At 38.0% G+C, this 14,384-nt stretch carries 14 protein-coding genes and 2 other annotated features; of the genes, 2 read left to right on the forward strand and 12 right to left on the reverse strand.

Features of this window, described 5'->3' with window-relative positions:
• Positions 1 to 19: 19 nt before the first annotated feature.
• A complete protein-coding gene (locus tag CVD27_RS24435; RefSeq protein ID WP_101651437.1) occupies positions 20 to 1,648 on the reverse strand; it encodes an AMP-binding protein in 1,629 nt (542 codons plus the stop codon).
• Positions 1,649 to 1,882: 234 nt separating this feature from the next.
• On the opposite strand from CVD27_RS24435, the gene sda reads away from it, so the two are divergent.
• Positions 1,883 to 2,002 carry a sporulation histidine kinase inhibitor Sda gene (gene sda / locus CVD27_RS24440; RefSeq protein WP_374703105.1) on the forward strand — a complete coding sequence of 40 codons (120 nt, stop codon included), beginning with the start codon at positions 1,883 to 1,885 and terminating at the stop codon, positions 2,000 to 2,002.
• Positions 2,003 to 2,087: 85 nt separating this feature from the next.
• Here the strand turns inward: sda and CVD27_RS24445 are convergent, their stop codons facing one another.
• The 11 genes from CVD27_RS24445 to trpE form a co-directional block, all read right to left on the reverse strand.
• On the reverse strand, positions 2,088 to 3,485 hold the full coding sequence (locus CVD27_RS24445; RefSeq protein ID WP_101651334.1) for a HAMP domain-containing histidine kinase: 1,398 nt from the start codon (positions 3,483 to 3,485) through the stop codon (positions 2,088 to 2,090).
• A complete protein-coding gene (locus tag CVD27_RS24450; protein WP_101651336.1) occupies positions 3,482 to 4,159 on the reverse strand; it encodes a response regulator transcription factor in 678 nt (225 codons plus the stop codon). Before CVD27_RS24450 ends, CVD27_RS24445 begins: the two co-directional genes overlap by 4 nt.
• A 28-nt stretch (positions 4,160 to 4,187) precedes the next feature.
• Positions 4,188 to 4,316 (reverse strand): hypothetical protein, encoded by a 129-nt coding sequence (locus tag CVD27_RS28930; RefSeq protein ID WP_255286612.1) that lies wholly within the window; start codon positions 4,314 to 4,316, stop codon positions 4,188 to 4,190.
• 180 nt (positions 4,317 to 4,496) lie between these two features.
• Entirely contained in the window at positions 4,497 to 5,573 is a 1,077-nt protein-coding gene (gene mnmH / locus CVD27_RS24455; RefSeq protein WP_101651338.1) for a tRNA 2-selenouridine(34) synthase MnmH, read from the reverse strand.
• 252 nt (positions 5,574 to 5,825) lie between these two features.
• Positions 5,826 to 6,611, reverse strand: a complete 786-nt coding sequence (trpA, locus tag CVD27_RS24460) for a tryptophan synthase subunit alpha (protein ID WP_101651340.1) — start codon at positions 6,609 to 6,611, stop codon at positions 5,826 to 5,828.
• A gap of 1 nt (position 6,612) precedes the next feature.
• Positions 6,613 to 7,812 carry a tryptophan synthase subunit beta gene (gene trpB, locus CVD27_RS24465; RefSeq protein WP_101651342.1) on the reverse strand — a complete coding sequence of 400 codons (1,200 nt, stop codon included), beginning with the start codon at positions 7,810 to 7,812 and terminating at the stop codon, positions 6,613 to 6,615.
• Complete coding sequence (locus tag CVD27_RS24470; protein ID WP_101651344.1) at positions 7,812 to 8,441, reverse strand: phosphoribosylanthranilate isomerase; 630 nt, start codon at positions 8,439 to 8,441, stop codon at positions 7,812 to 7,814. Before CVD27_RS24470 ends, trpB begins: the two co-directional genes overlap by 1 nt.
• Positions 8,438 to 9,229: an indole-3-glycerol phosphate synthase TrpC gene (gene trpC, locus CVD27_RS24475; RefSeq protein WP_101651345.1), complete on the reverse strand. Its 792-nt coding sequence runs from the start codon at positions 9,227 to 9,229 to the stop codon at positions 8,438 to 8,440. Before trpC ends, CVD27_RS24470 begins: the two co-directional genes overlap by 4 nt.
• Entirely contained in the window at positions 9,230 to 10,255 is a 1,026-nt protein-coding gene (trpD, locus tag CVD27_RS24480) for an anthranilate phosphoribosyltransferase (RefSeq protein WP_101651347.1), read from the reverse strand.
• Positions 10,227 to 10,838 (reverse strand): anthranilate synthase component II, encoded by a 612-nt coding sequence (locus tag CVD27_RS24485; RefSeq protein ID WP_101651349.1) that lies wholly within the window; start codon positions 10,836 to 10,838, stop codon positions 10,227 to 10,229. The genes trpD and CVD27_RS24485 overlap by 29 nt, the downstream gene beginning before the upstream one ends.
• Positions 10,835 to 12,226: an anthranilate synthase component I gene (gene trpE / locus CVD27_RS24490; protein WP_101651351.1), complete on the reverse strand. Its 1,392-nt coding sequence runs from the start codon at positions 12,224 to 12,226 to the stop codon at positions 10,835 to 10,837. The genes CVD27_RS24485 and trpE overlap by 4 nt, the downstream gene beginning before the upstream one ends.
• A 59-nt stretch (positions 12,227 to 12,285) precedes the next feature.
• Positions 12,286 to 12,538: a binding site (T-box leader), on the reverse strand.
• A 37-nt stretch (positions 12,539 to 12,575) separates the two neighbouring features.
• Positions 12,576 to 12,824 (reverse strand) — a binding site (T-box leader).
• A gap of 264 nt (positions 12,825 to 13,088) precedes the next feature.
• Between trpE and CVD27_RS24500 the strand changes: the two genes are divergently transcribed.
• Entirely contained in the window at positions 13,089 to 14,363 is a 1,275-nt protein-coding gene (locus tag CVD27_RS24500) for an MFS transporter (protein ID WP_101651353.1), read from the forward strand.
• Positions 14,364 to 14,384 lie beyond the last annotated feature (21 nt).

Here is a 14,384-nt window from a genome sequence, read left to right on the forward strand (position 1 = left end):
GGCTTATAGTATCAAACTTTTAATGTTTAACGACCTCTTGTGCCTTTTCTCGCAGTTTAAATTTTTGGATTTTCCCTGAAGCAGTCATTGGGTAGGCATCGGTAAATTCAATATAATGTGGAATTTTATGCTTGGAAATCTTACCCTTGCAGAATTCAATAATTTCTTCCGCAGAAGTTGTTTCTCCCTCTTTTAAGATTATCCATGCCATAACCTCTTCACCATATACTTCGTCGGGAATACCAATGATTTGGACGTCTAATACTTTAGGATGGGTGTATAGGAATTCTTCAATTTCCCGCGGATAAATATTTTCTCCGCCTCTTATAATCATATCCTTTAAACGACCTGTAATTCTACAATAACCATTATTATCCATCACAGCTAAGTCTCCCGTATGGAGCCAGCCATCCGAATCGATGGCTTCTTTTGTAGCCGTTATGTCTTTATAATATCCTTTCATCACATGATAACCTCTGGTACAAAGCTCTCCCTGAAGACCTCGTGTTACCTCTAATGATGTTCCCGGTTCAACAATTTTAACTTCAACATTAGGCAGTGCTTTGCCCACTGTCTCAACTCGCAATTCAATTGGATCATCCGTTCTCGTTTGTGTAATTACCGGGGAAGATTCTGTTTGTCCATAGGCGATTGTTATCTCTGTTGCCCCCATTTTTTCAATTACTGCCTTCATAACTTCAATTGGACAATTAGACCCCGCCATGATTCCAGTACGCAATGATGAAAGATTGTAATTTTCAAAATCGGGATCATTTAATTCAGCAATAAACATCGTTGGAACGCCATGTAAACCAGTACACCTTTCATTCTGGACTGTTTGGAGAACCTTTTTCGGATTAAATTCTTGGACTGGAACCATTGTCGCGCCTACGGAAACACAAGCCATTGTTCCCAATACACATCCAAAACAATGGAAAAATGGAACAGGTATACATAACCTATCCTGGGTAGTCAATTTCATACAATTCGCAATATTAAAACCGTTATTTACTATATTGTTATGACTGAGCATTACACCTTTTGGAAACCCTGTTGTCCCTGAAGTATACTGCATATTAATCACATCATCGGGATCTAGGGAGTCCATCCGCATATCTAATTCTGTATCTGAGACACTGTCTCCAAGGCTGATGATATCATTCCAAGAAAAGGTACCAGGATAGCTCTTATCACCTAACACAATGACATTTTTGAGGCAAGGCAAGCGGCTGCTTTTGAGTTGACCTGGTTCAGAACTTTTTAATTCAGGAACAATTTCATAAATCATATCGATATAGGAAGCGTCCTTCCATTGGTCCATTAAGATAATCGTTGTTGAGTCAGATTGATTCAACAAATACTCAAGTTCGGCTGTTCGATAGTTAGTATTTACAGTTACGAGCACTCCACCCATTTTACCAGTTGCAAACTGGGTTATCAGCCATTCTGGTGTATTTGTCGACCATGCTGCAAGTTGTTCTCCTTTATCAATTCCTAGCTTTATCAAACCTTTTGCGGTCTTTCGGCATATTTCATTAAACTCACGATAGGTCCATCTTAAATTTCGATCTGAATAGATAACTGCTTCATGCTCTGGGTGCAGTAATGCTTTTTCTTCTAAAAGTTTACCAATGGTAACATTTAACAGCATCGACAAATTCCCATCCTCCTTGAACACATTTAACCAAAAATAAAACGCTTTCAAAGAACATGTTATCATATTTATTAGAATATTCAATATTTTTGAGAACCAACCATTATTTGTGAACCTTTTTTTACTTTTCGGAAAATGGAGTTCTCAAAATCCCGTTAAACTATTACAATAGTAAAAACTGAATATACAATCCATTTTCTAGAGGAGGGCATTCAAAAATTGAAAATTATGAGTAACGAGCAGTTGGTTGTTTCGTATAGGGATGCATTAAAGTCTGGTGAAAAAGAATGGATTAAACTATTAAAGGAAGAAATTAAGCGCAGAGGATTAAAGCCGCTTAAAAATTAACTTGGTGATTAATAATTTAAAACCGCTGAATAAACTCAGCGGTTTTATAATTTTCAGACAGCTTACCTCTATTTTTATTTTAATGTCATGAGTAAGGCAGGACAATTTTCACTTTTGTACCGACCCCTTCTTGACTCTCGATGGAGATAGCGCCATTATATTTTTTGATAAGCCGTTGAGCAATCGACAGCCCCAATCCAGTACCACCATTTTCTCGGCTTCGAGCTTTATCCACTCGATAAAAGCGGTTAAATACCTTTGCTAAATGTTCACTTGGAATACCCATTCCACTATCAGCTACAGAGACAATGATTTCCCCTTCTTCTTGCTTTGCTGTAATCCAAATCGACTTATTATTAATTGAGTATTTTATAGCATTGTCCAATAAAATAATCATTATCTGTTCAAGATGCTGGCGTGAAATTGAAATTTTCGATATTTTCATATCCACTTCTAAAAAAAGATGATAGTCTGGATGGATAATCTCCAAATTCTTCACCAATTGATGTAGTGTTTCTGAAAGATCGGTCATTTCCTCATTTTTTAATCGAGGGTGCTCTGCTCTTGTAATGTGTAACAAGTCATTGATTAACTTCTTTAATCTTGATACTTCATGAAGTGACGCTTCAAGAGATTCATCTAAGATTGCAGGATCCTTTTTACCCCATCGATTTAATAAAGATAGATGTCCCTCTAATATCGCAACTGGCGTCCTGAGTTCATGGGATGCGTCTTCAACGAATTGCTTTTGGAGCAGGAAGGATTTCTCAATTTCATCCATCATTTCATTAAAAACGTTGGTAAGTGCTGTTAATTCATCTTTTTGTTTATAGACAGTCATCCTTTCCTGAAACCCGTTTTCTTTAATCTGCTTCATTGCATTTGCTAAGTCCCTAACAGGTTTTAAAAGCTGTTTAGCAAGTAAAAAACCACTGAAAGCGCTAAAGAGAATTGCTGCAATACCAAATATGGTCATAACCCAAAAGAGGTTACCCATCATCCTGCGGTAGTTGTTTAATTGACGGACTATTTCAACTGTCCCTGTAAAGTTATTCCCCTTTAATGGAGCCCTGGCTACAAAAGCTTCATTGCCTTCAATCGAAACCCTTTGGGTTACATTTTTCCCTGTTGGGGCAGCCTCTAAAACGGAGAAATTACCGTTTTTATCCGAAACAAGAACATTACCATCCTGATCATAAATCCTTATTAATTGATCTTTATCATTCATTTTTCTTAAAAATGATTCGCTTTTCTTAATATCTTCACGATTAGGCTTGTTTGATTTCGAGTTGTAAAAGGTTGTTATATCGCTCATTGTTCGATTGATGGCAATCTCTTCTCGATTCATCATCCATTTGGAAACGGTATGATATTCTAAAAAACTAAATAGAAAAAATGTAAGAAATATTGCTGTTGAACCGCTTAACACTAGTTTTGACTGCCATGGAAGTCGAATAAATTGACCGCTGATCCTCTTAATCATCGCATAACATACCCTATACCACGAACAGTATGAATATAATGTCCCTCATTTTGATCATCGATTTTGTTTCTTAAATAACGAACATACACATCCACCACATTTGTTTCAACGCCAGTACTATAGCCCCAAACCTTATTAAGAAGGACCTCTCTTGATAAAACGATGTTTATATTGCTCATAAAAGTAACTAATAAATCGTACTCCCTCTTAGTAAGACTAATGAGCACTTCTCCCTTTTTTACAACACATGATTCTAGTTCAACAACAAGATCCTTAAATACAAGGGCTGTAACCTCATTAGACTTAAGTGCTTCTACCCTTCTAAATAACGACCTCAATCTTGCTAATAGCTCTTCAATCGCAAACGGCTTTACAATATAATCATCTGCTCCGCTATCAAGTCCTGAAACACGATCAAGCACACTATCCCGAGCAGTTATCATAATAATGGGTATCGTCTTATTAGTTTGTCGTATTCTTCGGCAGACCTCCATACCATTTAATTCTGGAAGCAATAAATCAAGCAGAATAGCATCCCATTTGTCGGAGAGTGCTAATTCTAATCCAACACGCCCGTCTACCGCAACGACTGTTTCGTAGCCCTCATGCTGCATTTCTAGTTCTATAAATCTAGCCAAGTTCTTCTCATCTTCAATAATAAGTAATTTAGACATACTTCCTCACTCACATTACGTTTTTTTTCTATTTTAACTGATGTTTATCCCGAATAAAATCAAACACTGCATGAATAATTTCAATTGATTGGTACGATACGAGCGAAAGTGCAGTGAACGAAAAGAAGCCAACAATGATTAATCGAAACCAGAACATGTTGTTTTCCTCCTAATTGAACTTTATTTCGGTACCTAGATAAATTTTATAGCTTATTTATATCCTAACTTGTATTCTGGAAACTGCGATGAGAAAAAGATTAAATTTTCCTTAGAATATTACATAAACAATGAAGCACACGTCTGTAAAGGCCGTGTGCTTTGTAAACCATTATTTAAACTATACGTGACTATTCGTTTCGAATAAGGGAGGTATGGATAACTCTTTAAGTTTTGCTGAAATTTGCTCCGCGGCATCTACTGGATTTTTTGCAAAGACATTAATAAAATCACCAATATAATCTTGTCTAGCATGATCATAACGAGGATCGTAGTAGTGCTCGAGTAAAATTAATATCATTTCTCGATAATTTTTTTCATCTAATGTTTCAATTAATCTTTTCCTTATATCGATATCCTTCACCCTTTTTAAAACCTTTTCTATTCCTAATGATATTTTTTCGTCATACCATGGTTCCTGTTCGTAGGGCAGCACATATTCAGAAACAAGGTGCTTTACCCGTTGTTCAATAGGTGATTGAATGTATATATTTAACCCTTTAAATTTAACATCCATTAATTCTTGAGGTTGCACCGCTTTGCCGATTCTCTTACTCTCAGCCTCAACAATACAATAATCGCTCTCTTGGATTTCCTTTAGTCCCTTAAATAAAAGGGAATCAAAAGTCTTTTGATTATGCCCTTCTCCAAGACCAATGGTGCCAAAGATGGAACCACGGTGACCTGCCATTTCTTCTAAATCGAGGACCGGATAACCTTTTACCCTTAAAATTTTTAAAATCTCAGTTTTCCCAACACCTGTCATCCCATGAATAACAACTGCTTTCTCTGGTATATTCCTAGGGATTTCTTCAAGGATTTGTTGACGATAGGCTTTATATCCTCCTACAAGCCGCCAAGCATAAATTCCAGCAAATTCTAAGAATGTCACTACTGCTTTACTGCGCATACCTCCACGCCAGCAGTGGATAATTAGCTCTCCATCCGTTTGATATGATTTTATAGTTTTTAAGAGGATAGGGATCTTAGGTGAGACAAACTCCATCGCCTTCCATTTAGCCGCTGCCTGGCCTTCTTGCTTATAAATTGTACCAATGATCTGACGTTCTTCATTTGTAAATAATGGCACATTTATGGCACCGGGAATTGCCCCATCCGCAAACTCTATCGGTGAGCGAATATCAATAACGATCGGGTCCTTCATGTTTAAAAGTTCTTCAACTGTTAGTTCCTTCATTTCTATCTGCCCCTAGTAAAAATGATCTATAAAGAATATCTATAAAAAAACAAACAAAAACTTCCACTACTGGAAGTTTCAACTAAAATGGTTCATCATGAAAAATTTTTGTTTCTCATTATGATTATATACTTATTATAAAGAAGTTAATCCGTGCTATCAAGAAATTCAAAAACCATGTCAGCATTTAACACTTTTATTCTATAAGATATAAAAAGGTCTGCCCTAAAAAACAGAAGCAGACCCTTTTCTTTATAACACTTTGGATTCCTGTTTTACCACAGACATTAAATCTTCCATTTCACTTAGACGCCCTTGTTCGAAAAGATCAACAATCTTACTTCCTACAATGACCCCATCACAATACTTTGTAATGTCTTCAATTTGCTCTTTATTGGATATACCGAAGCCGGCCATAACTGGTATAGCACTAACCTCTTTTACAGATGTTAAAAATTGCGAAAGCTCGGAATCATACTCATTTCTTACCCCAGTAATTCCTTTAACAGTCACTGTGTATAAGAACCCCCTGCCCTTACTAGAAATGGTTTTGATTCGTTCTAGCGGGGTGGTCAAGGTTACTAAACGGATTAATTCCACCTCAGCACTTTCGAGCGCAGGTGTTATGATCTCCTCCTCTTCCATTGGCAGATCAGGAATAATGCAGCCATCTACTCCGGCGATCTGAATATCACGAACAAACTCAGGGATTCCGTAAGAATAAATAGGATTCAGATAAGTCATGAGAATGATCGGAATAGATACAACCCTTCTTGCCTTTTCAATCTCCTTGACAATCCCTCTTAGTGTAGTCCCATTCTCAAGAGCTCTAAGACCCGCAGCCTGAATAGTTGGTCCATCTGCAACTGGATCAGAAAATGGAACGCCCACCTCAATTGCAGTGGCACCAAATTTTTCAAGTGCGGTAAGTCTCTCCACTAAATTCTCTAAGCCTCCATCACCTGCCATTATGTAGGGAATAAAGGCTTTTTTATTATTTTGTTTTAACGCCGAAAATGATTTTTCAAATCGATTCATGTTACTTCCTCCCTTCCAGTCTTGCTTTTACAGCATCTACATCTTTATCGCCACGTCCTGATAAACAAATCACAATATTTTCTGTTTCTTTCATTTCAGCTGCAAGTTTAATAGCATAGGCAACCGCATGCGAACTTTCAAGTGCAGGGATAATACCTTCTAGTTTTGATAAAAGCTGAAAGGCATCCAGTGCCTCTTGATCTGTAATTGAAACATAATTAGCTCTGCCGATGTCCTTTAAGTAACTGTGTTCAGGTCCTACCCCTGGATAATCCAGCCCTGCTGAAATAGAATGGGCCTCTTGAATTTGGCCATCTTCATTCTGTAATAAATACATTAAGGCACCATGTAGGACTCCTGGTCTCCCTTTTGTTAAGGAAGCTGCATGAAAATTAGTATCGACACCCTGGCCCGCAGCTTCGACACCATATAAACGTACACCTGCATCCTCGATAAATGGATAAAACATTCCCATCGCATTGCTGCCGCCTCCGATACATGCAACAACTGCATCAGGAAGACTTCCTTCTCTCTCTAGGAATTGTTCCTTCGTCTCCTTGCCGATGATACTTTGAAAATCTCTCACCATCACAGGGAATGGATGTGGTCCCATAACAGATCCTAATAAGTAGTGTGTATCATCTACATTGGTCACCCAGTATCTTAATGCTTCGTTACACGCATCCTTAAGAGTAGCACTGCCTGATGATACGCCAACCACCTTTGCACCTAGCAGCTCCATTCGAAAGACATTTAATGCTTGTCGTTTGATATCTTCTTCACCCATAAAAATGATACAATCAAGATTTAATAATGCACAAACAGTAGCTGTTGCCACCCCATGTTGTCCTGCTCCTGTTTCAGCAATAATTTTTCTTTTTCCCATCCGGACAGCAAGCAGTGCCTGGCCAATAGCATTGTTTATTTTATGAGCACCAGTATGGTTCAAATCTTCTCTTTTTAAATAAATTTTTGCACCGCCTGCATGCTTTGTTAAGTTTTCCGCAAAATATAATGGTGTTTCTCTACCAACATATTCTTTTAACAATCTAGCAATCTCAGCATGAAAAGAAGGATCTTTTTTAGCCTCTTCATAGGCCTCATTTAATTCATTCACCGCTTTCATTAAAGTCTCTGGAACGAATCTTCCTCCAAATATGCCAAAGTGGCCTTTTTCATTCGGTAGTGTATAGGTGCTCATTATAGTCTTCCTCCAATTGGTATAGTTTTTACCTTTTCAATAAATGCTTTTATCTTTACAAGATCTTTAATTCCCTTTGTTTCAACACCTGAACTTACATCCACCATAAAAGGGTTGATAATCTGTACGGCCTCTTCTACATTATCAAGATGTAACCCTCCGGCGAGAATGACTTTTTTCCCTTCCAAGTAAGAAGTGTTTACTTGATTCCAATCAAATGATGTTCCATTTCCTCCTCGAAATTTCCCTTTTGGGCCATCCAGTAAAATAAAATCAGCAGGAAATTGAACGATGTCCATTAAACCCTCATTCCCCTCAAAGCTGATCGCTTTTACAGCTGGTATCGATAAAGATTGGCAAAAAGAAGCCTGTTCCTCACCGTGCAGTTGAATATGGGTTAAACCAACTAGAGAAGCGATCCTTTCAATTTCTTCCTTTGTTTCATTTACAAAGACACCAATTTTCATGACATCTTCTGGTAATGCAGAAGCGATTTCTTGCGCTCTTTCAGGTGATACCTTCCGCTTGCTTTCTGCAAATACCAGTCCGATGGCGTCTGCCCCATATTCAGCCGCTTTAATGGCTGACTGAGTATCCATTAGTCCACAGATTTTAACTTTTACGGTCATTTATTTACACCCTCTTGAAGTGGAACGCGGAGCTTCATGAAGGATTTCTCTATATCCTGGCTGACCATTAAGGCCTCTCCCACTAAAATTCCATTGGCACCTGCATTTCGAACTCTTTGGGCATCTTGCTCGGTATGAATTCCACTTTCACTAATCAGAAAGGCACCTGACTTTTTTGCTATTTCAGCTAATTGTTCGGTTACTTCAAGTGAAACAGTAAAGGTTTTTAAATCACGATTATTCACACCAATAAGCTTTGCGCCTGTTTTAAGTGCTATTTCTAATTCATTTTGGTTATGAACCTCGACTAATACCTCTAAGCCTTTTCCCTTTGCATATTGAAACAGTTCATGCAACTGACTCTCCTCTAATGCAGCAACAATCAATAAAATGATGTTAGCACCATGGGCAGACGCTACATCAATCTGCAATGGACTAATAATAAAATCTTTACATAGAATGGGAAGGTTTACTGCTTGACGAACCTTTTTCAAATCTGCAAAAGAACCTTTAAAAAAAGTAGAATCAGTTAAAACTGAAATGGCAGACGCTCCAGAATTTTCATAAATGAAGGCCTGTACTTCCGGTTCTACCCCATTATTGATTAAACCTTTTGATGGTGATGCCCGTTTATATTCCGCAATAATGGAGAGTTCCTTAGCCGTTTGCAATTTTTCTATCAAGGATCTTTTAGGAAATTCAGATTCTAGAATGATTTCTTTAGATTCTTGAAGGAGCAGGACCTCCTTTTTTTTCTGTTCAATTATCCGATCAAGAATAGTTTCCACTTAAATCGCCTCTTTCTGGCCTTTTTTAGATTTTTCGATTAGAGCTTTTAGTTTTGCATATGCCGCACCTGAATCAATAACTTGCTTGGCTAGATCAATACCTTGGGCAATGGAGCTGGCTTTCCCAGCTGTATATATACCGATGCCTGCATTTAATAATACTGTATCACGAGGGGCACCTTTTTCCCCTTTTAGTACTTTTAATAAAATTTCCCCATTTTCTATCGAATCTCCACCTCTTATTTCGCTGTTATTATATTGTGGGAGATTTACATCTTCAGGAGTAAAGATATGATTAGTAATTATTCCATCTTCTAAAAGGGTATAATGATTTTCTCCCTGCAGCGAAGCTTCATCCATAAATCCTGCACCATTGATGACTACGGCCCTTTTACGACCTAGTTTTTTGAGAACTTCTGCAAAAACGTTTAATAAATCTCTGCGACTAACGCCTAACAATTGATAATCCAGTTCAATTGGATTTGTTAATGGACCAATATAGTTAAATACAGTCGGAATCTTCAATGCTTTACGTACCGTCATCACTTTCTTTAATTTTGGATGAACGTGCGGAGCGAATAAAAAGGCAATCCCTATTTCATGAAGGATTTCTTCTGTTCGCTCTGATGATAGATTTAAATTAACACCAAGGTACTCAAGGACATCTGCACTTCCAGTTTTACTAGAAATACTTCTATTGCCATGTTTAGCAACGGGAATTCCGGCACCAGCAATGACAAAGGCTGAGGTGGTGCTTACATTAAAGCTTGATGAACCGTCCCCTCCAGTCCCACAGTTATCCAGAACATTCGGAAACTTCTGATTAAACCTTAAGGTGTTGCCTTTCATGGCCCTGACTATTCCTGCAATTTCGTCAACAGTTTCACCTTTTGACTTTAAGCCCATTAAAAAGGCTGCAATCTCTGATTCGGATACTTCCTCTCCTAAGATAAAATCAACTGCTTCTTCCATTTGCTGTTCAGAAAAAGACTGCTTTTCAGCTAATTGAAGTAGGTAATGTTTCATTTGATCTCATCCTCTCAATTTCATTTAAAAAGTTTTTTAACATTTGTTTTCCATCCGGTGTTCCAATGGATTCAGGATGAAATTGCAGCCCATATACAGGGTACTTCTTATGCTTTATCGCCATAATTTCTTGGTCATCATTAGAATGGGCAATGCACTCCAACTCCGATGAAAGATTACTTTCCTCTAACGTCAACGAATGATATCTCATTACCTCTAATGGATTATTCAGGTTCTCAAACACTTCATTGCCTTGATGAGAAATAAATGATGTTTTTCCATGTTTAATAAAATGAGCCCTTCTAACTTCACTTCCAAATGCAGCACCAATAGCTTGATGGCCAAGACATATCCCTAATATAGGAAAGGATTGATGGAATGTTTGTATCAATTCTATACATATACCAGCATCCTCTGGCCGGCCTGGCCCTGGTGATAAGATAATGGCTTTGGGGTTCATTTCTTTGATTTCTTCCATGCTTAACTGGTTATTACGATAAACGATAACCTCCTCACCAAGTTCCCCAAGGTATTGGTATAGGTTAAATGTAAACGAGTCAAAATTATCGATTAATAAAATCATTTTTCACCCTCCAAAAAGGATCTCAACTTATTTAATGTTTCATCATACTCAGACTCAGGATTGGAATCATACACAATCCCCGCACCTGCTTGAATAATGGCTTCCCCACTTTTTAGGATCATGGTACGAATCGCTAAGGCAAAATCCATATTCCCATTTGCTGAAACATAACCTACTGCTCCAGAATAAAGACCTCGCTTTGATTTTTCTAATGTATTAATGATTTCCATTGCCCGTACCTTTGGTGCACCAGAAACGGTCCCTGCTGGCAGACAGGCTGCCAAGGCATCTAGAGCTGTTTTTTCCGGATGAAGCTTTCCGCTGACTTCCGAAACTAAGTGAATGACGTGACGGAATTTCTCGACGGATATATACTTCTCGATTTGAACGGTTCCGAACTCACAGACCTTCCCAAGATCATTTCTTCCCAGGTCCACAAGCATTTTATGTTCAGCAAGCTCTTTTTCATCGTTCACTAGTTCTTGCTCGATTCGCTCGTCTTCTTTTGCAGAATTCCCTCTTCTTTTCGTCCCGGCAATCGGGTTAGAAATCACTGTGTTTCCACGAGTTTTGATCAAGCTTTCTGGTGAAGAACCAATAACGGTATAGTCATCAAAATCAATAAAGAACATGTATGGTGTCGGATTTGTACTTCGATGCTTGCGATAAAGTGATAATGGTTCACCTTGAAATGCTGATTTCATTCGCCTTGACAGCACTACTTGAAAAATATCACCTGCTAAAATATGCTCCTTTGCCGTTTCTACACTTTTAATAAATGCTTCCTTTGTTGTTTCTGATTCAAAACCACTAAAGGAAAAAGGCTCTTCTTCCTGATAATAATTGGGCTTCTTTAACTCTTCAATCCTTTGCATTACTCGGCTTTCGATTGCCTTTACGCTGCTATTTCCAGATAACGGAAGACCACAAATCATAACTTTTTCTTGTAAATGATCAAAAACAATTATTTCTTCAAAAAACATAAGGTGTACATCCGGCATATCTAATCCATTAGGAAATTCCTCACCAATCACTTCGAACTCCCTAATAATGTCGTAACCTACATAACCAACAGCCCCTCCAATAAAAGGGAAATCATACTCTTCAAAGTTGTTTTGTGAAGGCAAAAGATCCTTCATCACTTCTAGAGGGTTTCCTTTCAATACATTTTTTTCTCCATCCCGATAAGTAATTTCGTTATGTTCACCTCTAGAAATTAGCTCAAAGGCCGGGTCAGCCCCAATAAATGAATATCTCCCCGAGTCATTGTATTTGTGAGAGCTTTCTAATAAAAATTTCTTTGTTCCGCTTATCTTTTGCAAAATCGAAATAGGAGTTAAGGTATCTCCTTTTATTTCATGTATTATACATTGATTGATTGTCTTCATGTTACAACCCCTTTTCAAAATAAAAAATCGTCCTCTATACGCGCAAATTGTTTACGCGTATAGAGGACGATTCTTTGGAACCGTGGTGCCACCTCCCTTTGAAGCAGAGCATTTTCCGCTTCCTCATTCGGATACAGAACCAAATTGGTTCAATATCCTATCCCTTTAACGGGGGAAACCGGGCATCCCTACTAAGATTCAAGATACCTCTCACAAGTCCATTCGACAAATATCTTCATATCGGGCTTCCACCACCCCCGACTCTCTGGAAAGAATGATTATTTGTGTACTACTCTTGCTCAGCGATTTAAATTTATTTTATTTAAAAATACAAAAGGGCCTCCCATCCAAAAAGGACGGAAGACCCGTGGTGCCACCTTCATTAGCTAAAAATTAGCTCACTCAACCGATATCGAAGCTAAGATGCTTGAATATCTGTCTCTTGTAACGATGAGATCTTCGCCAAAGCCTACTTCCAATAAAGGGGTCGGTTTGGAGGCTCGGAAGTCCATTCGCTTAAACGTCTGCACTGATTTGCACCAACCATCAGCTCTCTTAAGAATCCGTATAAGTTACTACTCTTCGTCAATGCCTTTAAATGATTTTCTTTATTGATTAGTATCTTATCGAACTTCTTAATTAAAGTCAAGTGGGTATTTTTTAACAATTCACAATTAAATATTGGTTTTTTGTCATTTATGATAAGACTATTATAATTTGTCCTCTTCCATTTAAAGGATACCTAAACCTTTGTTATTTTCACTGCTATTAGCCAATATTAACATTAGTAACGAAGTTAAGCCACTATGTCTCTTCGGAGTATAAAGTTAAGAGCATAAAATGAAGGCGGGATAGATGATTCATGGAACATATTGAACGATTAAGCCAAAACTCAAAGGCAGCAAAAAAGAAACACTCAGCTGGCCAAGAAAAGCAAAGTGAAATTGCCAAACAAAAGTGGGCAATCGTCTCGCTGTCTTCCATTCCTTTAGTCATGACCCTAGGGAATTCAATGTTGATTCCAGTTTTACCTTCAATGGAGAAGGAATTATCCATCACTTCCTTTCAAACAAGCATGATTATTACCGTTTATTCTATCGTTGCGATTTTCTTAATACCCGTTGCCGGATACATATCCGATCATGTCGGGAGAAAAAAAGTGATTATCCCAAGTCTGCTAATTGCGGCAATTGGAGGACTTATTTCTTGGTGGGCGGCATGGAAGTTAACGGATGCCTATTGGCTCATATTGGTTGGCCGGGCCTTACAGGGAGTAGGAGCAGCAGGGGCCATGCCTATTGTACTCCCCTTAGTTGGAGACATGTTTAAAAGCGAGGATGACGTTAGCAGCTGTTTAGGACTAATTGAAACTTCTAATACGTTTGGAAAGGTTTTAAGCCCTATACTCGGAGCATTTCTTGCAGGATTTATCTGGTTTTTGCCATTTTTTTCAATCCCGATATTTTGTGTAATATCGGTTATTTTAATGATATTTCTTGTTAAATGTCCTAAAAACAATGAAGAACCCATTCCATTCAAACAATTTTTTACAAATATTAAGAAGACCTTTACTGAAAAAGGACGTTGGCTATATGCCATCTTTTTTATTGGCGGTATTCTTATGCTCGTCCTTTTCGGTATTTTGTTTTATCTATCGGAAATCTTTGAAAAAGAATATGGCATTAAGGATCTCAAAAAAGGTATCTTTTTATCACTGCCTCTAGGTGCATTGTGTTTAGCGTCATTTATCAGTGGAAAAATTATTAAGAAAAATAAAGTCTTAATGAAATGGCTGACCCTGATCAGTATCATTGCTGCAGCTGTTTCAATTGCTGCCCTTTGGTTTTCAATAAAGCTTTGGTACATGCTAACCATGTTTCTTATTACCGGTGTAGGGATTGGGTTAAGCCTGCCATGCCTAGATGCGTTAATCACCGAAGGCATCGAGAAAAAAGAACGTGGAACGATTTCATCCGTTTACAGTTCGATGAGGTTTATTGGGGTCGCAGCAGGCCCTCCGTTGATTGCAGTTTTAATGGAATATGCCAGCCATTGGATCTTTATTGTACTAAGCAGCTTAAGTGTTCTAGCAGCAATTATTACGTTGTTTGCGGTAAAGCCCAAAGCTACAGGTTAGAAAGGTGCCGAGGAAACCTCG

The sequence above is a fragment of the Neobacillus cucumis genome, assembly GCF_002860255.1.
GTDB lineage: Bacteria > Bacillota > Bacilli > Bacillales > Cytobacillaceae > Neobacillus > Neobacillus cucumis_A.